The sequence below is a fragment of the Periweissella cryptocerci genome (assembly GCF_004358325.1).
GTDB lineage: Bacteria > Bacillota > Bacilli > Lactobacillales > Lactobacillaceae > Periweissella > Periweissella cryptocerci.
Genome location: NZ_CP037940.1, coordinates 986,683 through 1,011,401 on the forward strand (window position 1 = coordinate 986,683; position 24,719 = coordinate 1,011,401).

23 protein-coding genes are annotated in these 24,719 nt (G+C 40.6%); 2 read left to right on the forward strand and 21 right to left on the reverse strand.

The window, feature by feature from the left end; all coding sequences use genetic code 11:
* The first annotated feature begins 18 nt into the window (after nt 1-18).
* Nucleotides 19-591, forward strand: a complete 573-nt coding sequence (locus EQG49_RS04520) for a restriction endonuclease subunit S (RefSeq protein WP_133362858.1) — start codon at nt 19-21, stop codon at nt 589-591.
* Here the strand turns inward: EQG49_RS04520 and EQG49_RS04525 are convergent.
* The 12 genes from EQG49_RS04525 to EQG49_RS04580 all read right to left on the reverse strand — a co-directional run bounded on the left by EQG49_RS04525 (nt 588) and on the right by EQG49_RS04580 (nt 14,555).
* Nucleotides 588-1,115 carry a restriction endonuclease subunit S gene (locus EQG49_RS04525; RefSeq protein WP_133362859.1) on the reverse strand — a complete coding sequence of 176 codons (528 nt, stop codon included), beginning with the start codon at nt 1,113-1,115 and terminating at the stop codon, nt 588-590. The genes EQG49_RS04520 and EQG49_RS04525 overlap by 4 nt on opposite strands.
* Before the next feature lie 8 nt (nt 1,116-1,123).
* Complete coding sequence (gene xerA / locus EQG49_RS04530) at nt 1,124-2,107, reverse strand: site-specific tyrosine recombinase/integron integrase (RefSeq protein WP_133362860.1); 984 nt, start codon at nt 2,105-2,107, stop codon at nt 1,124-1,126.
* A gap of 74 nt (nt 2,108-2,181) precedes the next feature.
* Nucleotides 2,182-3,324 carry a restriction endonuclease subunit S gene (locus tag EQG49_RS04535; protein WP_133362861.1) on the reverse strand — a complete coding sequence of 381 codons (1,143 nt, stop codon included), beginning with the start codon at nt 3,322-3,324 and terminating at the stop codon, nt 2,182-2,184.
* Nucleotides 3,314-4,846: a class I SAM-dependent DNA methyltransferase gene (locus tag EQG49_RS04540; RefSeq protein WP_133362862.1), complete on the reverse strand. Its 1,533-nt coding sequence runs from the start codon at nt 4,844-4,846 to the stop codon at nt 3,314-3,316. The genes EQG49_RS04535 and EQG49_RS04540 overlap by 11 nt, the downstream gene beginning before the upstream one ends.
* A gap of 98 nt (nt 4,847-4,944) precedes the next feature.
* On the reverse strand, nt 4,945-6,336 hold the full coding sequence (locus tag EQG49_RS04545; protein ID WP_133362863.1) for a type I restriction-modification system subunit M: 1,392 nt from the start codon (nt 6,334-6,336) through the stop codon (nt 4,945-4,947).
* Complete coding sequence (locus tag EQG49_RS04550; protein WP_133362864.1) at nt 6,336-6,914, reverse strand: restriction endonuclease subunit S; 579 nt, start codon at nt 6,912-6,914, stop codon at nt 6,336-6,338. Before EQG49_RS04550 ends, EQG49_RS04545 begins: the two co-directional genes overlap by 1 nt.
* 293 nt (nt 6,915-7,207) lie before the next feature.
* Nucleotides 7,208-8,773 (reverse strand): bifunctional metallophosphatase/5'-nucleotidase, encoded by a 1,566-nt coding sequence (locus tag EQG49_RS04555; RefSeq protein WP_133362865.1) that lies wholly within the window; start codon nt 8,771-8,773, stop codon nt 7,208-7,210.
* A gap of 489 nt (nt 8,774-9,262) precedes the next feature.
* Nucleotides 9,263-10,054 (reverse strand): phosphonate ABC transporter, permease protein PhnE, encoded by a 792-nt coding sequence (gene phnE, locus EQG49_RS04560; RefSeq protein WP_133362866.1) that lies wholly within the window; start codon nt 10,052-10,054, stop codon nt 9,263-9,265.
* Nucleotides 10,054-10,842, reverse strand: a complete 789-nt coding sequence (gene phnE / locus EQG49_RS04565; protein ID WP_133362867.1) for a phosphonate ABC transporter, permease protein PhnE — start codon at nt 10,840-10,842, stop codon at nt 10,054-10,056. The genes phnE (EQG49_RS04560) and phnE (EQG49_RS04565) overlap by 1 nt, the downstream gene beginning before the upstream one ends.
* Before the next feature lie 2 nt (nt 10,843-10,844).
* A complete protein-coding gene (gene phnC, locus EQG49_RS04570; RefSeq protein ID WP_133364527.1) occupies nt 10,845-11,621 on the reverse strand; it encodes a phosphonate ABC transporter ATP-binding protein in 777 nt (258 codons plus the stop codon).
* Nucleotides 11,622-11,826: 205 nt separating this feature from the next.
* Nucleotides 11,827-12,750 (reverse strand): phosphate/phosphite/phosphonate ABC transporter substrate-binding protein, encoded by a 924-nt coding sequence (locus EQG49_RS04575; RefSeq protein ID WP_133362868.1) that lies wholly within the window; start codon nt 12,748-12,750, stop codon nt 11,827-11,829.
* Nucleotides 12,751-13,313: 563 nt separating this feature from the next.
* On the reverse strand, nt 13,314-14,555 hold the full coding sequence (locus EQG49_RS04580) for a S41 family peptidase (protein WP_165964785.1): 1,242 nt from the start codon (nt 14,553-14,555) through the stop codon (nt 13,314-13,316).
* 133 nt (nt 14,556-14,688) lie between these two features.
* Here EQG49_RS04580 and EQG49_RS04585 point away from each other — a divergent pair, with 133 nt between their 5' ends.
* The gene (locus tag EQG49_RS04585; RefSeq protein ID WP_133362870.1) at nt 14,689-15,198 is read left to right on the forward strand and encodes a hypothetical protein; all 510 of its coding nucleotides are present in this window, start codon (nt 14,689-14,691) and stop codon (nt 15,196-15,198) included.
* 469 nt (nt 15,199-15,667) lie between these two features.
* Here EQG49_RS04585 and EQG49_RS04590 read toward each other — a convergent pair whose 3' ends face one another.
* The 9 genes from EQG49_RS04590 to EQG49_RS04630 all read right to left on the reverse strand — a co-directional run bounded on the left by EQG49_RS04590 (nt 15,668) and on the right by EQG49_RS04630 (nt 24,679).
* Nucleotides 15,668-16,837, reverse strand: a complete 1,170-nt coding sequence (locus tag EQG49_RS04590) for a DUF2075 domain-containing protein (protein ID WP_133362871.1) — start codon at nt 16,835-16,837, stop codon at nt 15,668-15,670.
* Nucleotides 16,838-17,122: 285 nt separating this feature from the next.
* On the reverse strand, nt 17,123-18,493 hold the full coding sequence (locus EQG49_RS04595; protein ID WP_133362872.1) for an aspartate kinase: 1,371 nt from the start codon (nt 18,491-18,493) through the stop codon (nt 17,123-17,125).
* Nucleotides 18,494-18,513: 20 nt separating this feature from the next.
* Nucleotides 18,514-19,641 (reverse strand): amidohydrolase, encoded by a 1,128-nt coding sequence (locus EQG49_RS04600; RefSeq protein ID WP_423245977.1) that lies wholly within the window; start codon nt 19,639-19,641, stop codon nt 18,514-18,516.
* Nucleotides 19,642-19,708: 67 nt separating this feature from the next.
* Nucleotides 19,709-20,143 carry a GNAT family N-acetyltransferase gene (locus tag EQG49_RS04605; RefSeq protein WP_423245970.1) on the reverse strand — a complete coding sequence of 145 codons (435 nt, stop codon included), beginning with the start codon at nt 20,141-20,143 and terminating at the stop codon, nt 19,709-19,711.
* An 8-nt stretch (nt 20,144-20,151) separates the two neighbouring features.
* Nucleotides 20,152-21,147, reverse strand: coding sequence for a glutathione S-transferase family protein (locus EQG49_RS04610; protein WP_207668558.1), 996 nt, complete (start codon nt 21,145-21,147; stop codon nt 20,152-20,154).
* A 64-nt stretch (nt 21,148-21,211) separates the two neighbouring features.
* A complete protein-coding gene (locus EQG49_RS04615) occupies nt 21,212-22,267 on the reverse strand; it encodes a glutathione S-transferase C-terminal domain-containing protein (protein WP_133362876.1) in 1,056 nt (351 codons plus the stop codon).
* Between the two features lie 78 nt (nt 22,268-22,345).
* The gene (locus EQG49_RS04620) at nt 22,346-23,104 is read right to left on the reverse strand and encodes an amino acid ABC transporter ATP-binding protein (RefSeq protein ID WP_133362877.1); all 759 of its coding nucleotides are present in this window, start codon (nt 23,102-23,104) and stop codon (nt 22,346-22,348) included.
* Nucleotides 23,105-23,836: an amino acid ABC transporter permease gene (locus tag EQG49_RS04625; protein ID WP_133362878.1), complete on the reverse strand. Its 732-nt coding sequence runs from the start codon at nt 23,834-23,836 to the stop codon at nt 23,105-23,107.
* A gap of 3 nt (nt 23,837-23,839) precedes the next feature.
* Complete coding sequence (locus EQG49_RS04630; protein WP_165964786.1) at nt 23,840-24,679, reverse strand: transporter substrate-binding domain-containing protein; 840 nt, start codon at nt 24,677-24,679, stop codon at nt 23,840-23,842.
* Nucleotides 24,680-24,719 lie beyond the last annotated feature (40 nt).

Consider the following 24,719-nt stretch of genomic DNA (forward strand, 5'->3'; position numbering starts at 1 on the left):
CGAGCTCAATATGACCACATGTTTGCTACATCTGAGCTACATACTGGCGTACTTTCAGATATTTCAGATATTGTGATGGGCCAGTCGCCAAAAAGCGATACCTACAACAATGATGCCATTGGTCTACCACTCCTGAATGGTGCCGCTGACTTTAAAAATGGAAAAATAGAAGCCCATAAGTACACATCTGATCCAAAGAAAGTAGTCCGACCTGGTGATTATATCTTTGGCGTTCGCGCAACTATCGGTCAAACCACAAAAGTTTTCCAAGAATATGCAACTGGCCGTGGAACAGGTAGCGCTAGACCTAAAGAAGTATATCTTGATGAGTATCTTTTCTTTGCCTTGCAAGATACATTTACATGGTTTTCACAAACTGGTTCAGGGAGTGTGTATATAAACATTTCAAAGAGTGATTTCCATAGCTTTGAACTTCAAATTCCAGACACTAATGCTTTACTCAAGTTTCATGAATCAATGAAACCGTTACTCGATAAAACATATCAAAACAATGCTGAAATCGCTGACTTAGAGGCATTAAGAAACGCGTTATTGCCTAAATTGTTGTCCGGTGAAATCCAGTTGAATTAAGCAGCTAAATTATCATTTATCCCTTTATTCAATTTTATTTTTGAATCCATGCCATCAAGTAACGTAATAATTTTTCTTTGTGTATCCAAGCTAGGCAAGTTAAACTCATATCCCAACAACAGATCTGTTTGAACACGTTGCCGTCCTGATGTACCCGTCATAGACTTAATAGCTAAATCTCTAAATTCTGGCGTTGTCGCCAAGTAATAGATGTATTCATTCAAAATAATGTCTTTTTTGGGTCGAAAAACTAAAAATTCGGTCGATCCAACAGCAACCTCACCTTGATGTAAGGTATCCACATACGCCGTTTTTCCATTTTCCAATGACGGCGTTATTCTTGCCATTAAGGTGTCACCATTACGAAATTTTACACCACCGGTAAATTTTGTAATTTCGTACGCTTTTATATACTTAGTAAATGTTTCAACACCATCCATTGGTAACTTTTTTGAAAGTGCACCTTTCTTTATTGTTTCCTTTGGATTTACATCTATCACATCATTAAATTGAACAGTTGTCATTTAAAATCCTATCCTATATATTTTCTATGCGCATTCTTCACATTGGTCTGATTGACCAGCGCGTACTGCATTGTTGTATCTATACGAACATGCCCTAACAATCGTTGGACTTGTTCCACGGGCATTCCCTTATCAATCGCACGCGTTGCTAACGTGCGCCTGAATTTGTGCGGATGTAACTTATTTATTTTAGCGTTAATTCCAAGTTCCTTAACAATTGATTCAATTGCATTGATGGTTAACCTACTGTTTGGTTGATATTTTGAAACAAATACAGCATCACCATTGTCTTTTCGCGTGCCCAAGTATTGCATTAAATGCAACTTAGTCCGTGCATCAAAGTATATTTCACGCTGACTATTTCCTTTACCAAGCACAATACTTGACCGTTCTTCAAAATTAACGTCACTAATATTCATTCGAGCTAATTCACCAACACGAATACCAGTGGATGCAAGCATTTCGATAATTGTTAAATCACGAAGATTATCAGCCGTATCACGGAGCACTTCCATTTCTTCATCCGACAATGCTTCTTTAACAACCTTCATCGTTTTTACTTTGTGAATGCGTCGGACAGGACTCTTACTGATATAATCTTCATCTTCCAACCACGAAAAGAAGCTAGACAAAATACGCCGAATATTATCAATCGTAACTTTACTAGATCCATTGGTTTCTTGATAATCAGCCAAGTATCTTCTTAAGTCATCAGTACTAATCAACTTAATCCACTTTTCCACAGAACTATACATCTTTGTAATAGTTGAATGGTAATATGCTAATGATTTTTCAGAACACCCTTCAACTCGCTTAGCCGCAATAAACAACCGCACAAAATCGGTATTAGTCATTTCCGGGTGTGGCAGTTTCATGGTCACATCTACTCCATCCAAATGTTTACTAAGCGACTTACCTAACCTTTCAATTAACGTATCTGTCATTAGTTCAGCCATATCATCAATAACATTTTGAATCAGTTCTTCTTTCATTGTCACACTCCGTGGTCTTAATGAAAAAAGTATACCGACAATGTGTGTCCAATGCTAAATGATAATTTAGCTGCTTAGTCTAGATCAATTTTGCCAGCTAAAAGTTTAGGTAAAAGAGAATCACGAAGTACGCTTAAATTTTGATTCATTTGATTATTTGCATTTATTTGCATAAACATGGGTTCTAATAATTTTCCAAATTCAACGTTGGCGCGAAAATTGGGTAATTCAAGTTCAATCCCACCAATATCCTGTGGTCTCACTGCGGGATAAGTTGATGTGCTTCCTTCTGCTATTGCCTGCAAACCTTTAACAATTTGATTATCTGTTAATAATACAAATAAATGGAATGGACTAATTTTGTCCGTATTAGCAGTTATGGTTGTGAAACCTGTTGAAACTAATAGATTGTCATCTGGATTTAGCATTATGCCATAGTGCTTTTGATTTGGACGCACTGTTGAATACACAATGTCTAAATTCTTTATATGACGCCGTGCTCGACTTGGTATTTTTTCTAACATTGGATTAAGAACCTGAATCTCATCGATACTATTTTCAGTTATATTTGACGTGTCCAAGTATTGAATGGTAGCTAAAAGTTCAGCTTTCTTAGCACTAACACTATTCAATGCGGCAAGTTCATCAATTGTGTACGCTTGTAATTCGCTTAAGTGTTCTAATTTAAATTGACCAACTAACGTGGATGACAATTCAAGTAAATTATCATTTATCCGCCGATTCAGTTGGATTTTATGATTAAATAAAAAGAGAGTTTTGGCAATTGATCGCTGAATTTCAAATGATGGAATTTCAAATTCAAATTCCATTATAGCTTTCTTATCCCCACGCGGCATTTTAGTTCCTTTTACCGAACCCATCACACGATTAAAAAACTCATCTTGAAAAAGTAACCAGAAAAGATACTCTGGCAAAACTATTTGCTCATTTGCACGAAAGTTGAGAACATCAGCGGAATTACCACCATTTTCAGTTGCAAACCAAATTTTTTTGAAATATGGTCGAATATTTGAAATAAGAATGTCTTTAGGTTTAAACTTTGTTACCTTCCCAGTGTCTGGAAGCCTAGTTGCTATTCCCTTCCCTCCGCGATTTGGTAGAAGATTTTCAGTACTAACATAATTTTCAATCGTAATTTCTGAAACTCCAACTTTGTCACTTACATAATACGCAATCTCAGAAAGCTTAAATTTCATAACCAATTCCCTTCAACGCCTTCCGAATTTGTTCTTCAAGCTCAGCGGATTGTTTGAATTGTTCTGAAAGCTCACTAGCAAGGCGAGTCATTTTTTCTTCAAACGGTTCGCCATCGTCCTCTACTTCAGCTAATCCAACATAGCGACCAGGCGTTAATACATAATCATTCTTAGCAATTTCGTCCAATGTAGCCGCCTTAGCGAATCCTGCAACATCTTCATAGTCTTGTCCATTCGTACCCTTGTATGCATGATACGCATCTGCAATTTTGGCAATGTCCTCACGAGAAAATGCTTTGTGAGTGCGGTCAGCCATGAAACCTACATTACGTGCATCAATAAATAAAGTTTCACCCTTACGATTACGTTCATCAGATGATGTTTTGTCCATATCGATAAACCAGAGTGACACTGGAATTTGAGTTGAGTAAAACATTTGTCCTGGCAACGCCACAATTGCATCAATTTTATCTGCATTAAGAAGCGCTTTACGAATTGCATATTCTTCCTTAGTTGACGTTGAAAGTGCACCATTGGCTAAAACAAATGCCGCCTTACCATCTGGTGTCAGCTTGCTTACAATGTGTTCAATCCAAGCGTAATTAGCATTATTTTCAGGCGGTACCCCGTAAGTCCAACGAGCATCTTCCTTCAGTCGATCACCACCCCACTTTTTCAAATTAAACGGTGGGTTTGCTAAAACATAATCAAAGCGTACCCCCTTGTGCAGATCATTCAAGAAAGTGTCACCTTGTTGCGGGCCAAAGTCATTATCAATGCCACGAATAGCTAGATTCATCTTTGCTAATTTCCAAGTAGTTGGGTTTGCTTCTTGACCATATACAGACAAGTCGGCAATATTCCCTTGATGCTCCTTAACAAATTCTTCAGATTGTACGAACATACCACCTGAACCAGCCGCAGGGTCATAAATTTTACCTTTATATGGTTCAATCATTTCAACCAATGTACGAACGATTGAACGTGGTGTGTAGAATTCTCCACCGTTTTTTCCTTCTGCACTAGCAAATTGACTCAAGAAAAATTCATACACACGACCAAGTACGTCATTCTTGCGTGATTCTTCAGTACCAACTTGGATGTTAGAAATCAGATCAATAACAGCACCAAGACGAACTTTGTCTAAATCATCAGAAGCATAGTTTTTTGGTAGAACACCCTTGATTTGATTATTTTCTCGTTCAATCGCAATCATCGCCTTGTCAATAACATCACCAATTTCAGGTGTTTTAGATGCCGCATCAATTACAGACCAACGTGCTTCTTTAGGTAGCCAGAAGATGTTCTTTTCAAGATATGCGTCTTGATCTTCAGAATCTTCTGGATAATCACTGTTCAACAATTCTTGGTAACGTTCTTCAAATGAATCTGAAACGTACTTCAAGAAGATTAATCCAAGCACCACATTACGATACTCAGAAGCGTCCATGCTTCCACGTAATTCATCTGCGGCAGCCCAGAGTTGATCTTCAATCTTTAATTCTCCACTTTGTTTAGCCATGTATTATCACCTTTTTATTTATATACTCATTTATTTACATTTCATTGAAATAAAGTTCAAAAGTAATGGTGTATCTACGTCTAGTAGAATACATCCTGTTAGAGTTTATTTAACAAACCCAAAATTTTTATATCTAAATTTTCAATTCTAGTCTTTGTCCTCTTCAAATCCCTTTCGACTTGTTCAATATTAACCTCAACGTCTTCATACGTATCAATATAACGATTAATGTTCAAATTATAATCATTTTTAATTATATCATCATAAGATACTGCTTTTGCATATTTAGCAATATTTTCACGCTTATTATACGCATCAATAATACGGTCAATTCCGTCATCTGTAATCACATTATTCTTCTTAGTCTTTTCAAAATCATTGAACGCGTCAACAAACAAAATATCATCGTGATTTTTTTCTTTCTTGAATACAAGAACAACTGTTGCAAGCATTGTCCCATAGAAAATGTTGTTCGGTAACCCAATTACGGCATCGAGTGATTTTTGCTTATCAATAATGTATTTACGAATTACGCCTTCGGCTGCGCCGCGAAAAAGTACACCATGTGGTAATACAACTGCCATGGTACCTTTTTCATCTAGGTGATATAACATATCTTCAATAAATGCGTAATCCGCTTTTGAGCGCGGTGCCAATTTACCATATTCATTGAAGCGTACGTCATCAACTGGTTCCCAGTTAACGGAGAATGGTGGAATACTAACAACAGCATCAAACTTTTTATCCTTGAACTGATCATCATCAAGCGTATTTGCATTACGCAAGTTTAATTTATTAAACTTAACACCGTGAATTATCATATTCATACGTGCCAGGTTAAATGTAGATTTATTCAATTCCGTTCCAAAATAATTTTTAACTTTTACCTTACTACCAACTTGTAACAGCGATGATGCTGAACCCATCGCAGGGTCATAAACACCATTAATTTCATTACTACTATTTCCGACTAACTGTGCTAAAAGTTTTGATACTTGAACCGGACTGTAAATATCTGCTGTATTTTTCCCAGATGCAGCACTGAAACTAGCAATCAAATATTCAAATATTTCACCACTAACCCTTGAATCACTAAAATCAATATCCTTTAACCCCAGAATAATCTTGCTAATAACTAAGGATCTGTTTGCTTCAGTTCGTCCCAAATTAGTAGAGCTAAAATCTACATCATCGAAGATATCATATAAAGCTTCAGCACTTTCTGTTCCTTCAATCGAATTATTAAATTCTACAAACGCAGTTTTCAATAACTCGTTATTCCAAATTCCATGCTCTACATTATCAACCATACTTGAAAACAAGTATTTTTTTTTAATTGTGTAGCCCTTATTTCTTTTTTTCTTAACTTGTTCTGACAGATATGCATAAAACATGAGGCAGAATAAATAATTCCGAAATTCGATTATATTCATGTGACCACGTGCATCGTCAGTAAGTTTCCAAAGCTTAGTTTGTATTGTAGCTTGCATTATTCGTTCTCTTTTAACTTTCTTTCAATACGCTCAATAATTAGTGCTTGTTCAATTTTGCGCTCTTTTTCAACCTCTAATTGCTTTGTTTTCATCGTTACATATAGTTCACCAATCACCTTTTGAACTTCCCTGTCAGGAATTTCCAACTTCAACTCCCGTAACTGACTAACCGTTAGTTTAGCAATTAAGCTCCCTTGACTTTCAATTAAAAATTGGTGATGCATTGATTTTGAATCGTTAAAAAAGAAGCGTGCATATTCAATATCAATTGGCTGCTTAGGTATTAGTTTGACATAATTACTAGTTAATAACATTCCATCATGTTCTGGACTAACAACTCCCGCTTTACTTTGAATTATGCTATAAATCAAATCACCTTGTTGCACAGTTTCAACGTAATCCGATGTACGGAATGTTTTAATTTCCCCATTTCCAGTATTTTTGAATGTATCTTTCAAAAAATTTTCGTTTGCATAAATTTTATATGCCGGAACATCTGTTGCCATCACTTCACGGATTCGTGGTAATTGCGTTCCGATGTTTATTTCAAATAAATCGTTTACTCTTACTTCCATGCCGTCTCCTTGAAATTTTTAAAAATTGCTCATCTCAATGTAATCAATATAACATCTCTCACTTTTTTCGTCCAGCAATTTTAATTAATTTCAGATAAAAATTTAATATCACCTAATATACCCCAAACTACTTAATGAATTCAAAACGCCTCATCTCGCCTTTATTTCCGTGTTTACGGGTTATTCGCAATCCAGAACCATACAAAAAAAGCATGCCAACAACTCACATCAGCATACTTCCATATCACACAAAATCCACAAAAGTCCCAACCACTTTAAACTCCCCCCAAAAATTACGCCTGCATCCAACTATACCCATGTGTCGTCAGATTACGTGGTTCATGCGCGGTCACTGTGGGATGTGCCACAAAATAATCAGCAATCAAATCGGTAATATCAACTTGTAGTTCCTTGACGATTTTTTCGGCGCCGAACATCATGAAATCCCCTCCGGACACGGCCCGATATTGATTCAAGGCGACTACTAATTCGTCGGTGGGTGCCACATCATGCCCATGGTATTTCAATTTGGTCACGCGTTGGCCCACCGGTAAACTCAGATCAAACGCGTAATCAATACCACTCCAATAATCATAATTATAATGTTGGGGCTTGGGTTCCATGAAAATTGGCGTAACTGTTAATTCACCGTCAATGACCGTGAAATATTCCGCGCTTTTTTCGAGTGCCGCTTTCAAGTCGGCCCCGGTAATTTTTTCGGCGGCCAATGTGTTGGGATAAATGTAGCTGGTCACCACATCGCGCATCGTAACTTCAGGTTTGAAGCCAGGTACTTCATTGTTAAAGAGCGCCGTTGCTGCAATATCGGTGCCAACTGCTGCCATTTGGACGCGGTTAATGAAATCTAAATACGCATCTCCGTGCGCCCGTTCTTTCAATGGTGCGTGGACGAGCATGTCGCCTGCAACTTGCCCCACTGGTGAATCCAGCCAATCTTCAACTCGTGCTTGGACACCTTGCGTTAGCGCGACAATGCCGGCGTCTGGCTTGAAACCCTTTGTTGATAATAATTGTGTGGCTTGTTTAGTTACGGCATTGGTATCATCCAGTTCAAAGGTCAGCACGCCCACATTTTCACCGCGATAGCCCGGTTGTGTTGTTGCGGTGCCTTGCACAATTCCTGCTAACTGGCGGTGTTGATGGCCGGTGACTAACCCATCAATCCCCGGCACTTCGCGTAACAATCGGTAACCAACATTTTCGCCCGTCAAAATGGCATCTGGTTCACCGGTTTTTAAATCGGCTTCAAAGCCCCCATGATATGCCACGATTACTAAATCAGCTTCTTGGCGTAAAAATGGTACGTAGCGTTTCGCCGTTTCAACAACATCCATAAACTGCAAACCTTCAATGTTAGCAGGCTTTTCCCAATGGGGAATGTAGTCGGTCGTCAAACCGAGAATAGCAACCTTGACCCCTTTGTCTTCAATAATACGATATGGCTTTCCCATAAACGGTTCATCATTGCTCGCCAAAATATTGGCATTCAAGACACCGACATCTTTTGGAATTGCCGTTTGTAAATAATCTACTCCATAATTGAATTCATGATTGCCTAAAATCCGCGCATCGTAGCCAATTTGCTTGGCAAGTTGTTGATATAAACCAACTGCATTTCGATTTTCTTTGGCAATGTAATTGGTCAATGGTGAGCCTTGAATAAAATCACCATTTTCAATCGTTATTACTAATTCATCATCGGCGGCGTGTGCTTTTAATTCCGCAATTACCGTCGCTGCCCGCGCTAAACCAAACGGTACCTCACTGTCACGACTCGAAAAATCAGTTGGTAGTACGAAGCCATGGACATCACTCGTTGATAAAATTGTAACTTTCATGTGCACTCATCCCCATTATTTTCATTTATTATTGATTTCGCTGCGAATTAGCGGCTAAAATTTTTCTAGCGTGGAATTTGGATATGTGTCTCAGATTGATTCCCACTGCGAGGCTAGAACCAGTCTGGACACCGTGATGGAAGACAAGCATTTGAAGCCACAGTGCGGTCTTCAAATGTTTGCGAAGCTTGGTTCGCTAACGCGGTAACCATCTTCACAAATCCATAATCAGTAACAAAACCCGTTACTGATTATGCCATCACGGTGCGAGCTAAAGTCCAGCCTGTTTCCAGCCTCTTCGTTAGTTTGAGCAGGTAATCTGACTAGTAATATGCCGTAATCCTTGTCGCTGCAAGTTTAGCGGTAATCAATAGTTCCACGCAGTGGCATCATAAATCTCATCTCATTTTATAAATTCCACGTCAGACGAAATAAGAAAAAGCGCCCTTGGATCTCTTCAGCAGACCACGGGCGCAATGTGTTACATGCTTAAACTAAACGTTTGCGCATTTGACCTGAGACAAAATCAATCAGGATAACCATGACGACAATCCCGATTAAGATAATGCCGACCCGAGGCCAAGTCCGGGTTCCAATTGAGAACAACAGTGGTGCCCCAATCCCCCCAGCACCAACCAAGCCAAGGATTGATGCGGAACGCACGGCGATTTCAAAACGATACAAAGTTAATGATAAGAATTCTGGCAAAACGGCGGGAATTGTGGCGTGAATCAAGACATCCAAACCGTTTCCACCGGCCGCCAAGATGGCCTCACCCGGACGGCGGTCAATTCCTTCAATCGCTTCACTGAACAACTTCCCTAACATTCCAATTGAGTGGAATGATACCGCCAAAACCCCAGCATATGGCCCAGGACCGACGGCTTTGATGAACATAATCGCCATCACGATTTCAGGGAAAGTCCGGACAAAGGTCAAAAAGAGCTTACCCGTTGTTGACCGGGGGTGAAAGAAACTTTTTTGCGTCCGTGCTGCCCAAAAGGCAAATGGTACACTCAAAATTGCTGATACAATCGTCCCTAGAAAAGCAATTGCGAGGGTTTGAATTAATAAGCTCACCAAATCTTCGCCATCACCAGTGTAGACATAACCCCAATCCGGGTGGAAAATCCCACCGAAAATGGCTTTGGTCACTTCGCCAGCCATTTCTTTGAAACCGTTAAACTGAATACCTGAAAAGGCCCAAATATAGAGGGCAACCACCAACACGCTCCAAACAAGCATGTGATAACGTTGCCAGAATGTTTTTTTAATTGTCATTATGCCAAACGCTCCCGTAATTGATTACTGATGGTGTCGACAACGATTACGACGATGAAAATCCCGATAACGACCACGGCGGTACGATCATAGCGGAATTGGCCGAGTGAACGTTGGAGTAATTCCCCAATTCCACCGGCTCCCAAGTACCCCAGCACCGTTGACGCCCGCACGTTAATTTCTAATGTATATAGAAAATAACTCAAGAAACTGTTCAATACTTGGGGCAACACTGCGAAGATGACGACTTGCGTTTTGTTAGCACCCGCGGCCGTCAATGCTTCGAGCGGTCCCATGTCGATAGTTTCAATCGCTTCATAGAATAATTTTGAGACCATCCCAAAACTAAAGACAATCAGTGTTAGTACCCCGGCCATGGGGCCAATGCCGACAATCGCCACAAAAATCGCTGCCAACACTAAATCAGGAATCGTGCGCACAATGTTCAAAATGAACCGGAAAATACTACGAATGAACGTATTCGTCATAATGTTGCGCGCGGCTAACACGGCAAACGGAATCGCGAGCACTGAACCAATCAGCGTCCCGACGAGCGCCATTTGAATTGTTTGTAATAGTGGTTGGTAGATGTATGGCGCGTAGGCCCACGCTGGGTGCAACATTTCCTTGAAAATCACCATAAATTGGTCAAACCCGTGGAAAAATTCTGGTACGTCAACTTCGGTCATATTGCCTGCACCAATAAAGATTACGAGGAATAAGAGCACCCACAATAGGGTCTTAACATGCCACTTTTGTTCCCACGTTTTCACTGGAATCGTGTTCATGCTTAGGCCTCCTTCACGTTTTGATCTTTGCCGTCATAGATTTCATCAAAGTCGGCGTCCGTAACTTCAGCAATGCTTTTATCAAATACCAATTTCCCGGCACGTAGACCCACGAGACGTGAGGCGTATTGTTTCGCCAACGCCACACTGTGCAAGTTAACCACCACGGTAATTCCGAGTTCTTCATTTAATTGTTTTAAATCGTCCATCACGGTCACCGTCGTACGGGGATCAAGTGAGGCAATTGGTTCGTCCGCCAACATGATCTTAGGATCTTGCATCAAAGCGCGGGCGATAGCGACCCGTTGTTGTTGTCCACCAGACAATTCATCAGCACGTGAGTAGAGTTTTTCGCCCAAGTTAACACGTTGTAAGTTATCCGCGGCCATTTGCTTATCGGCGGGCGTGAACAGCCCAAGTGCACTTTTGAACGTTGAATAATAACCAACTCGCCCATTCAAAATATTGCGTTCAACGGTGGAACGCTTAACCAAGTTGAAGCTTTGGAAAATCATTGCAATATTGCGGCGCAATGCCCGTAAATTTTTACCTTTGGCGCGCACAATTGATTCACCATCAATCAAAATTTCACCACTCGTCACGTCATGCAAACGATTGGCTGCACGCAGTAATGTACTTTTCCCAGCACCAGATAGCCCAACAATAACGACAAATTCACCTTTATTAATCGTCAAATTGATGTTGTCCAACCCAATTGTTCCATTAGGGTAGACCTTATTTACGTTTTGAAACTCAATAATTGGCGTTGCTTCTTGCATCATTACATCTCCTCGTAATTTCACTAAACTTGGTTGTTATTTTGTGGTGCTTCACATTTTGGTTAGTACTGGTGATTCTGAAGGCAGACCCACTTTTCGGCTTCAGCCTTTTACTGAGCGCCAACTTAAAGCTGCTTCTCAGTAAAAGGCCGGACAAAAGTATCAATTTTGTCGCGGCCCTTATTCATTACGTTGTCAGTGGAGATTAGTTTAATTTATCAGCCTTTGCTTCGTAATCGCGGACGATATCGAAGTTACTATCCTTGGCAGGCGTTACACCTTCCCATGAATAAACTGATGACAAGATGTCGTGACCTTGCTTAGTCTTTGTGATTTTCAACATTGCGTCGGAAATCTTGTCTTGCCATTTCTTGTTGATACCTGCACGAACACTGATGGTATCGTTAGGAATTGGCTTAGTCATGTAAAGGATCTTCGTGTCGTCAAAGATGGTTGGCACATCGCCCTTAACGATGTTACGAGCATCGTTGAACACAAACGCTGCGTCAGTATCTTTGTTTTCAACCGAGAGGACACCTTGGTCGTGACCCTTAACAGTGACAGTTGTGTAATCAGATGGCTTAATACCCTTTTGGTCAAGTTCAACCATTGGGAAAATGTAGCCAGCATCAGAAGTTACGTCTTGAACGGCGATTTTCTTGCCCTTCAAATCTTCAATGCTGTTGATGCCTGAATTCTTGCGTACAAGCACTTCTGACGCGTAGCTATCAGTTAACTTGTCAGTAGGTTCGCCAGATGGTTCCTTCACGCCAAAACGTTGTGATTGTAAGATAACGTTCACGCCGTATTTCTTGTGAGCAATTGTGTAAGGTGCTGGTGGCAAGAAGCCCATATCAACTTTCTTAGAACCCATTGCTTCCACAATTGTGTCGTAATCAGTCGAAACTGAAACGTGCACTGGAATCCCCAATTGCTTGCTAAGTAACTTTTCAAGTGGCTTAGCCTTGGCTTCAATCGTGTTGGCATTTGAAGATGGTACAAATTGAACCGTCAAGCTCTTCAAATCACCATTTTTCGATGTGTCTGAAGTTGACTTACCACACGCTGCTAATAAAACGACTGCCGCTAACCCGACAAAAAGCATTAAACCACGCTTAAGATTACGCATAATTGTAACAATCTCCTTTTGATTGAAAAAATAGTTGTGTATCAGAACACTCATTAGATTATACTTTTTTCACGAAATCTTCAAGAAACATTCTGAATATAGTTCGGAATTTACGAACAATTAGCATGTTTTTTACACTTCCAACACAAAAAGGAGCGCAAAATCAGTATTATATTAAGCAGGTCAGCGTTGGTCAGTCAGGTTTTCGTCATCGTGCGAGTTGTATTATTTTTTTCTAATTGAAACGTTTTACTAATGGTGATAGATAGACTGGTGCTTTGCGTTGATCGATTCTGATGCCGAAACCCGAACTTTGATTGGCGCACAGGATTATTTCAATACGGATAAATTTTAATGGTCAAATGAAAAAGAGGCAGAGACATAAATTGTCTAGCCCGCAAAATAAGCCGAATTTCTCCTTATCTTAGTAAGGTAGAAATTCGGCTTATTAACGAACAAAAGACTGAAAAAAACGATAACCACCAAAGTCATCGTCCCTTCACTATCACAATGTATTGCTCTCATTTTCAATCATCCGTTGGGAACAAATCCTCAATCGCAGACTACATTTTTGATACCGCATTAATCTCAATCAATTCCAACACCGCTTGCAAGTCGGTATCTTCGAAAAGCGACTTCGGCGTCCACGGTAATTCGATATCGGGTGCGAAACCAACTCCATTAGTCCCCTGACCAACGTCGATAAGTTCCAACCGGGTCGTCGGATAGTGCACCGTGAAATTAGGATACTTTTGCGGTGCGACATTACCGTAGTCAACAATTCCCATTGTATTGCGGCCAAGTACTGTAACCTTAGCAAATGTCTTGGCTAGCATGATGAAGTTGTCGCCGGCAGAACCGGCCATATAATCACTCAGTACATAAACATGCTTTAAGTGGCCTTTAGGCTCGAGCACATAGGGCTCACTGACTTCTTCTTCCTCAACAGTAGTATTGGCAGTTTCTGCCGATTCCCAGTAAGCCACTTGACTCGCATACATATCATCAACCGTTTGATTATTGTATTGCGCTTTTAATTTTTTGAGTTCACCAAGCCAATTGTCCTTATTCCGTTGGGTCCAGTGCGTCACATACCCAAAACCTTTAGGATAATGGTCATCGAGGTTTTCTTGCTCATCGACGAAGTACGCCAACAGATTCCAATATGCCATGTCATTACCGCCAAGATTAAGTCGCGTATCAACAATCAAATAATCCAGTTTTGCGAGTGCTTCAGCATTGTCCGCGACTACCTTGTCAGTATCAGCAGGATTCCAAAAATCCGTTAACCGCATGTACCCGGTCTGGTCATTTAACATCTCAAATACGTGTGCTGGTGAATAATCATTATCAAACTCATGTAATTCCAGGAGTCGACCATCATTCAGCGTAATGCTCCGTCCACGTTGCAATAACCACTTCCAAGTCTGGCGATGCAAAATTGGATCAAGTTCGGCAGCATGCTGATTTCCGAGCGTTTCAATCGATTCCTCATCAATCGCAACAATCATATCCCCTAGGTGCAACCGTTCATCATCAAATACATCAGTGACAACTAAGCTATTTTGGAAGCGTCGAACTCCAAAGCCAATGCCAGCACTTGCGCCATCATTTACCGTTAATCCAACGTGACCATCAGGGAAGGCCATCAGATAATCTTGGACGACATATTCAAATTCAGTATCATCCATCGCCTCGGTTATCCGCGCAGTGAAGGTGCCCGGATCAACTTGATTTTCTTTGAGCCCGGCATAGTCAGTTGTCATTAGCGCAACTACATCAGCAAATATTTCAAACTTTGTCATATCAATCACTCCCCATCTATTATTACCAAGATTATAACATTGAAGGGCTCCAAACGCCCCACCACCACAAAATCCGTCCCCCAATGATATACTATGCATATAACACTTCGCACTCTTTAAGGAGGAAAAGACCATGAAATACGCAAAGAAGATTATCCTAATCGCACTTTCGGCAATGGCTCTATGCGTTGTTGGTATGACAGCGATTCCTGCGACGACTGCCGATGCAAGTACTCACACCACTCGGCAAGTCAAAAAATTACCAAACTCGTTCGTTAAAAACTGGAAATCCCATGGCACTGCATACAGTGATGGTTATTCGTTTGGGGTGAATGGTAACATGAATTTGAAAGGCAATCGCTTCAAGTTGACGATATCGGTCACCTACGCTGGCACATCAATGAACCGGCAAAGCTTCGGTGGCAAGTTCACAAAAATTACCAAAATTTCCAAAAACAATTACAAAGCTACTTATACCGATACTGCTACCGGAGAACAAGGCGTCTTGAGGATGCAACTCCAAACTAAAAAATTCCACGGTAAAAAATACAAAGTTCTGAAAAATAATGGCTTCTACTTCTTCAAAACGATGGCGCAAGCTAAAAAGTCTGGCTATGACTTAGGCTCGTCACTCGGTTTATAAAAAAATAGATATTTTAGGCACAATTAGTCCACAAAAAGAGCTTAACCAGACACACGGTTAAGCTCTTTTTGCCGTCATTTTTGTACTTTTCAAGTATCGAATTGCTGAGGTTCCGTTGATACGCAGTGTCATTTTTTCCATGCTACTGCTGCCTGTGGTTGGTAACTGTTTTCACTAGTTTGAGCATTATTCCTAACTAACGGAGTGCCGGTAAATTACTTGGCGGGCGTAGCCTTTACACCACGACTGGGGTGATATGTGTGTAACACATGTCGCCGCTGAGGATGAGATGAGGATTCTTAGGAATTTATTTCTTAGAATCCCAGCTTATCCGAACCTCACAAGACCGCATTTTGGCTTGGGAGGTTGCTTCCAGCGTGGTGCGCTAAGTAATTTACCGGCACGCAGTGGCCAATTTTATTCAATCCCACGTCAGCCGAAATGGAACTAGTATTTTTTATCAGCGACCCTATTTCTTATTTTCATACAATTCAACCAAACGTGCACGCAAATCATCATCGTAAGCCGTCAAATACAGACCAAACTTACCGCGCTTCATCAACACATTCAAAACGTTGGCGATAAATTCTTTGTATTGTTGTGGCGTAAATTGCATGTCCTTACGCTTCTTGAAAATTTCTTTGTGGGAGTATTTTTCAGGAATAATCGTCACGCTGTCAGTTTTCTTATCGTAACCAAACGATGGGCCGATAATCATCCCCACGTAATTCAAATCAAAGCCTTGCAACGTGTAAATCGTCCCGACTTGCTTGATTGAATATTCGCGCTTAGCCCAGTGAGTCCGTTGAGGATCCCATTCGTCCCAAGGGAGTGAGAAGCTATCCATCTCAACGTTGTGGCGCCCGTCGATTCGAGGGAATCCTGACGTGGCCACCACGCGACTCAAGCCAACTTCACGGTTCTTTTCCTTGATTTTTTCGTATAATTCACCCGCCGTGTCGAACACTTTGAATTCAAAATCACTATTTTCAGGGAATGGCAGCAATTTCTTTTCCGCCGTCAAATCATCCATCCACGTAACTTGTTCATCGCTGGCAACCATCCGATATTGGAAATTCATATCAAATAATTTATAGGGGTGCTTGCCGATTGTGTTGTATAGCAATTCCTTTGACCAGTACATCTTTGATTGGAATACTTGCGCGAAATCATAAACCACCACCACGACTTTGGCCAGATTCATCAAATCAGTTAACTGATTTTCGCCGCGGTAGTGCGCATATGGTTCCGACTTCGAGTACAACAAGTGGGCTTCGTCGACAAAAATCACATCGTATTTACGGTGATTTTTTTGGGCATCGTTAATTAATGCGGTTGGGCGGCGAATATCGCGCAAATTCATGCCTGGCATACTTTCAGCAATATCTTGGTACGCCTTATAAAGTTCGGGGTGATTGACCACCAACGCTGACTTGTAGCTCTTGTCGGTCATGTATTGTTGGACAAGTTGCATCAGCACAACTGATTTCCCCGTTCCGGCAGCCCCTTCGATAATCGCCACGGAATGCTTATTACCGCCAATTCCATCAGCAATATAGTCATTAATTCCCGCAATCACATGCTTTTGATCATCAGATAATTGATCAATAAAAAATTGTTTCTTTAATATTTCGTTCATAATTTTTGTTGCCAAGCCCGCAATTTAAACTGCGCTTTAGCCGCTCCCTTAAAATTTTCAATACACAATTAAATTAAACTGCAAAAATACTAGCAAGCCACGTTGCATTCTAGCTACTGCCGGGACATAATTTGTCAGGCCAGAAAGATCCCGTGAGTTTGCTAATTACAGTTTTCATTTTAGCGTATTTCAACCTTAGATACCATAAGCCAACGCGAGTATTTGGGCTACTGGATGGCTTAAACATGGCAAGAGCAACCCACTTTTCCGCACCAAATCCGGACGCTAAATCGCCACCTTTTTGCCAACATTACTAAAAAAGCTGGCATAAATTTGTTGGACGGCTAAGTCGGCTTCACTTTCATGCACCCCAATCATGATTGAGATTCGCGAAGCACCCTTGTTAATCATTTGGAGGCCTACATTGCTGGCGGCTAACGGTGCGATAATCCGCTCTAGCGTCCCGATATATTGCGACAAGCCTTCGCCAACCACCATGATAATGGCATAGTCTGGCACCCACTGCAGCGTGTCTGGCACAACTTCAGCTTGAATGGCGGTTGCGATTAACTCCATCGTTTCATTATCCAGTTGATTACTATCAAAAATAATGGTCAAATCATCAATTCCCGAGGGCATATGCTCATAACTCACCCCGTAACGATATAAAATGTTTAATATTTTCAACGTGAAACCAAATTCTTTATTCAACAGATAACGATGCAAATACAGCGCGATAAAATGGTTAGAACTCGCAATCCCCGTGACTGAAGTCGTTAATTCCATTTCACTTTCAGGGACAATCAAAGTTCCCGGCAAGTCAGGATGATTCGTATTTTTAATATTAACGTGAATCCGGCCTTCGATTGCGGGAATCAGCGCCTCATCATGAAATACCGAAAACCCAGCGTAGGCTAACTCCCGCATCTCCCGATAAGTAATCTTGGCAATCGGCACTGGATTAACGACCACATGCGGATTAGCCGTATAAATCGCATCAACATCGGTAAAATTTTCATACAAATCCGCCTGTAGTCCCCGCGCGAGAATTGAACCCGTAATATCCGATCCACCCCGGGCAAAGGTCGCAATGCAGCCCGCTTTTGTATAACCAAAAAAGCCGGGCACAACCAAGATTTCAGTTGTGGACAATTGCGCAATTTGGGCATAACTCTGCGATAAAATCCGGGCATTTCGCGGCTCGTCTGTTACCAAAATACCCGCTTCACGTGGATCAACGTAGCGTGCCGCCACTCCACTTTTGTTTAAAACTGCCGTAATTAATAATGCATTTAATTTTTCACCATGCGCCGTAAACGCCGCGATTAAATATTCTGAATTGGGATATTGGTGTTGTGGTAGGTCAACTAACGTCTTGCGAATTGCCACCAATTCCCCCACAACACCAAACCGGTGCGCAATTTGGGCGTAACGCGCCATGATTTCTGCAATAATGTTATCCACCGGTGCATAACTTAATATCAGGTGCGCATATTTTAGCAACAAATCCGTCACCTTAACATCCTCGTCAGTCCGCTTGCCGGGAGCGGAAACGACAATAACTCGGCGCTCCGCATCAGCCCGGATGATGTTCACGACTTTTTCAATCTGTTCACCATTCGCAACTGATGAACCACCAAACTTTACTACCTTCATCGTTTCTCGACCCCTTTATCCTAAATTTCGCGCAATAAGCGAGTGGCAATGCGGGTATACCATTCCACCGCCAATGGTAACGCTGCATCATCAACATCAAAGTCTGGGTGGTGCCAATCTGCAGTTCCGTGACTACCAAAAAATACAAACACTCCAGGTATTTTTTGCGAAAATGTTGCAAAATCTTCACCCGCATTACTTGGTGCCGGTTTAACAACCTTTAAAAATTTACTAGTTTCGTCACTAACAATCTCCGTTAAAACCGGATCATTTTCAGTTACATCGGGGCCTTTCGACCAATCAATCACTACTTTTAAACCAAATGCCTGTGCTTGGCCGTTCACAATGTCATAAAAACGTTGCTTGCTTAATGCCCGCGTTTCGTTTGTAAATGTCCGAATCGTCCCTTCAAACCATGCGCTTTCTGGCAGTACATTCCACGTACTACCACCTGCAATGTGGGTTACTGAAACTACAGCTGTTTGTTGTGGATCAACATTACGGGCGACAATTGTTTGCAACGTACTAATTGTTGTACTTAGTGCCACAATTGGATCATTTCCAAGCTGCGGCATTGCAGCATGTGTGCCGATACCTGTGAACGTGACTTTGAATTGATCAACCGCTGCCATCAACCCACCTTTCAAAATGCCAACTTCACCAACTTGTAAATCCGGCTTATTATGAAAACCAACAATCGCCTGAACGTCATCAATGTGACCGGCTGCAATCACATCGTCCGCTCCAGTATGCGTTTCCTCAGCTGGTTGGAAAATAAAACGAATTAAGCCTTGGAGCTCAGCTTCATTTTGTTTTAATTCAAAAGCACTACCTAATAACGCCGTCTGATGAAAATCGTGACCACATGCATGCATTACACCGGTATTAACTGAAGTATATGTTGCTCCAGTTGCTTCTGTAATCGGCAATGCATCAATATCTGCTCGCAAAGCAATTGTCGGTCCCTTACTTGCATCCCCGACTTCAGCAATCACTCCCGTAGTCAATGTTGTCGGTACAAGTCGGACACCCCAACTACTTAAGAGTTGTTTGATATATGCAGTTGTTTCAAATTCAAAATTAGAAACTTCCGGATGCTGATGAAAATGATGCCGCCACGCAACCAATTCACTCAAATTATTTGTCATCATGAACCCTTCCTTCATGTTATTTGTCGTTCATATATAAACAGATACCGATACGATTAACTCTCGCTTATTCAAAAAAGCCTTCACTTTGCATCCATGCTGCACTACTTGGTGCAAAAATAGCGAGCCCTGTGTTCATTTTGTGAAATCCGATTTTTTCATACCAACCAATGGTTTCCGGATGAGTATACAAAATAATATTGCAGGCACGATAGCGTTCAATGAAATGTTGCATTAATGCTTGTCCCAAATGTTGCCCGTGATAACCCACATCAATCGCAATATTATAAATTGCTGCCTGGCTAATACCATCCGACAATACTCGTCCACAACCAATCAGGCGGTCACCATCGTACAAAAACGCTACGCCATGACTTGCATTAAAAGTTGCCCGTTGAACGTTTTCGTCGCCATCATTTAAGCCAAATTGATTTAATAACTCAGCAACTCGTTGATAATCACCGCACCGAGCATCGATCACAAAATAAATGTTTTTTGGCAACTGAATCATTATTTTTCTCCGGGTTGTGTTACTAGATTTGTTACTGGTCCAAATTTTTCTGCCCTATTATTTGGCGTTGTCCAAAGTTCTTCATCCGGTCCTAATGGTAATACACTGAATAATTTTGCCGTACCACTAAGATGTCCTGATTGGTGATAATGCACCCGAATTGCATGGAAATCCGTGTTGTTTTTGAATGCGGGAATTGAATATAAATCGCGTGCATAATTCCACAAATTTTCATAATCACGAATTCGCTTTTTATTAGCGCGGAACTTATCGTAATAAGCCGCATCAAAGCGAGCCAACGTTGTGTATAAACGAATATCAGCGTCAGTTAAGCGGTCACCAAACAAGAACCGTTGCTTACTTAGGCGCTCTTCTAGCCAATCCAAACGGGCAAACAGCTGGTTATACGCTTTTTCATATGCCCATTGTGACTGAGCAAATCCGGCTTTATACACGCCATTGTTTACGTCCGAGAAAATAATTTGATTAAGCGCATCAATATCTGCCCGTAACTCTTGCGGATATAATTCAGGTGCATCCGTGCTTTGAAATGCTTGCCATTCATTTTCAAAATAATTAGTCAATTTAAAGTAGTCGTTATTTACAACTTTGCCACTTTCAATATCGACAATTGCTGGCACAGTTGGTCGCGTAGCATAATTTGGATCCGCTTTTAAATACGCATCCGAAACATACTTAATTCCTAAAACTGGGTCAACATCACCGTCATCAAGGGTAAACGCCCAATCTGCATCCTCTTTAACAGGGCGCATTGGATCTGCTTTGCCAATACTAATCACATCGGTTAAGCCCAATAATTCCAGCGCAATTGCCGAGCGCGTTGCCCAAGGGCATGCCGCTGACCATAACAATCGATACTTTCCAGCTTCAACAGGTAACTGACCAACTGCAGTTCCAAACGGTGTACTAAATTCATTTTCTTGACGGGCAAAATGGCCGTTTGCTTCAATTTCTTTTGCTGTATTTTCTGTCATATTTTTCTCCTTCATACCTTTTGTGAATTCTGCTGTGTACTTAATAACTAATATTAGTTACCTTTTATTCGCGCCATGCGACAACTGATGGCCCTTTCGCAACTAACTTGTAAGGATTTTCAGCGTCATTAAAGTCCCCCAGTTGTAAGCCTTTTTTGATATCGTCGAAATCTGTTGTCTCACGGAATGCCGGAATTTTATATAAATCACGGGCGTAACGCCAAAAATTTTTAAAATCAGTTAACAAATACTTATTAACGTGGAATGCCTGATAATAACCTGTATCAAACCTTACTAAAGTGGTAAATAGACGCACATCCGCATCAGTGATATCGTCCCCTAACAAAAATTTTTCCGTTGCTAACCGTTCATCCAAAACAGCTAATTCAGCAAATGCTTTGTTATACGCCGTTTCATACGCCACTTGTGAGCGGGCAAAACCGGCTTCATAGACGGCATTTCCGAGCTGATCATAGATTTCATCATTTAATTGATCAATTTGTTCACGTAAATTAATTGGATATAAATCAACTTTATTTGTCGCAATGTCCAAAAATTCAGTTTCCAAAATTCGCGGTAAATTTCGGCCATCATTATTCACAATTTCCCCCGATAAAATATCAATTAAAGCTGGCACTGTAGCTCGCCCGTTATATTCCGCATCGTTAGCAATGTATAGCTCACCCAGATAACTAACGTTTAAAACTGGATCAACGCCGTCAACATCATTACTAAACTGCCACCCCTCTTTTGTCCGAATTGGATTAACATATGTCACTTCAATATCATCATCCAAATCCAATAAATTTCGTACAATTGCAACTTGTTGAGCAAATGAATCTGACTTTGACAACACTAACCGATAGCGATTCCGTTCAATCGGCAGTTCCTGTGAACCCAAATGCTTAATAAATCGTGGCGCTTGCCGCTGAAAATTCCCAGCTTGATCAACTTCATGAATTCGTTCATTCGCCGCTAAGTTACTATCAATAATTTTCTTTTGCAGCGCATCAACTTCACGCTTGACCACCTTACCGGTTGAAAAATCAATCACACAAAACGCTGCTTCATTTAATCCGTCTAATTGTGCCAATTCTTTTTGAATTTCATTAACTGTCATTTTTATCGCTCCCTTAATTTGTATGCTTCCCCAATACCATTACCCGTTGAATTTTTTTATTTTTTTGGTACATTGCTTTTAAACGACTGGCACTGTTATTCCACGGAAACGCCGTAAGAACTCAACCGTCCGTGGATTTTTTGGATTTTCAAAAATTTCCTGTGGTGTACCATCTTCTTGGATTTGACCATTGGCAAAAAAGATAACCCTGGTGGCTACTTGTCTGACAAACTCCAATTCGTGAGAAACTAGAATAACCGTTTGTGCATTATTCTGTTGCACAACATCTTTAATCGTTTGTAAAACTTCCCCTACTAATTCTGAATCCAAGGCACTCGTTGGTTCATCCAGCAATAATACCGGTGCGTTCATCGCTAATGCCCGTGCTATTCCGACTCGTTGTTTTTCACCCCCCGATAATTGATTTGGATAAAAATTTTTCCGTTGTAATAAATTCACCCGTTTTAACAACCTTTCTGCCAACTCAATTGCTGCTTCTTTGGCATAATGTTTAACCAAAATTAACCCTTCAGTCACATTTTCTAAAACTGTTTTCTGTGAAAATAAATTAAATTGTTGAAATACCGTCGCCGTCTGTTGTCGAAATAAGACTGCTTCTTTGGCTTTAATTTTTGGGGCAACCACCGGAACATTATTTATTGTGATTCGCCCTTCATCCGGTTTTTCTAATAAATTCAACGTCCGTAGCAAAGTTGATTTTCCTGTGCCTGATGGACCAATAATCGCCACCACCTCCCCACTCGCAATTTCTAAGTTAAAATTCTTAAAAATAATATTTTGTTGATAGCTCTTAGCTAAATTTTCAATCGTTATCATCTATACAATTTCCTCCATCACAATTGGACTGTGTTTAAATTTAGTAATTCTGGTTTCAATAACATTAATAATAAATCCGGTAATGATTGTTAAAACCCAATAGATAAGTGCCAATGAAAGATAGACTTCAAAGTAACGATAGTTAGCACCTGCAATAATTTGTCCTTTAGCTGTTAAATCGACTACCGAAGCGACAAACGCAAGCGAGGTATTCTTCAATAAACTGATAAATGCATTCCCTAACGTTGGTAATGCAACAACTAATGCATTCGGAATTGTAACGCGTCTCAATACTTGCCAACGGGTCATTCCTAATGCCTCACCAGCTTCAATTTCACCTTTATCAACACTTAAAATTGCTGCCCTAATGTTTTCAGAATTATAAGCAGATTCATGAAAAGCAAACGCCACTAATACAAATAACAACGCTGGTACACTATTAATGTTGTATTTTGTATGCTGATAGAAATTTATATACTGAAGTACAATCGGCACTCCATAGTAAGTAATATAAAGTTGCACAATGAGCGGTGTGCCACGTAAAAATGAAACTAGGATGGCAAATATTTGCGAAAAAACCGGAACCCGGTTGATTTTGACAATCGCCATTAGTAAACCAATAATTAGCCCAAATGTCATAGCAACAAAGGTAATTTCTAAGGTAACTGGTAATGCAGTTAATAATTTGGGAATTTCCGTAAATATAAGTTTGAAATCAATTAATTTTGGCATCGCTTATTTTCCTGGCACATAATCTTCACCAAAGTATTTTTGTGAAATTTTCGCCTGGGTCCCATCTGCTTGAATTTTTACAATCGCTTTATTCAAATCTTTAACGAGTTGTTGCCCACCATCTGTTTTTGAAACTAATAAATAACTGTATGGTGTCCGTGGTGTCACCTTCTTTTCATCACTAGTGGATAAGTCTAGGCCTTTTAAATTCGTCAACTTAAATTCTTTTTTGTATGCGTCAAAGAGTGGTTTATCAATTAGCGCATAATCATACTTCCCGCTAGAAATGTCCTGAACCTGTTTGGCAGGATCTTCTTGTGAATACGTAATTTTCGTTTTAGTGCTTGCTGTTTTATTAAATTTTTCAAGTGCCATCGTGAAGTTTACCCCTGGAGTGGCCACTGTTGTTTTACCAGCAACATCCGCAAATTGCTTAATTGTCTGATTATTATTGCGAACTACTAAGACAAACCAATCTTGGAAAGTTGGTTTGGTGTATAAATATTTTTCCGCACGCTCATCGTTATAACCAAAATTATTCGCACCGATTTGGAACCTACCGGCATCTAAGCCAGCCAATACCGACGTGATTTCAGTTTTCTTAAATTCAAACTTATATTGCTTTAATTCCTTATCCAATGCCCGAACTGTGTCGATATCATAACCCGCCAACTTACCGTTTTCATCGGCATAGGTAAATGGTTTGGGCATCCCAGATGTTCCGACAACAATCGTTTTAACATTTGAATCCGCCGACTTTGTGCTTGCCGCCTTAGTACCACAGCCCCCTAAAATAAAACCCGCGGCCAATGTAATTCCTAATATTCCCATTTTTTTATTCATCGTAATCTCCCCCCATAATTTCATTAACTACAAATTTTGC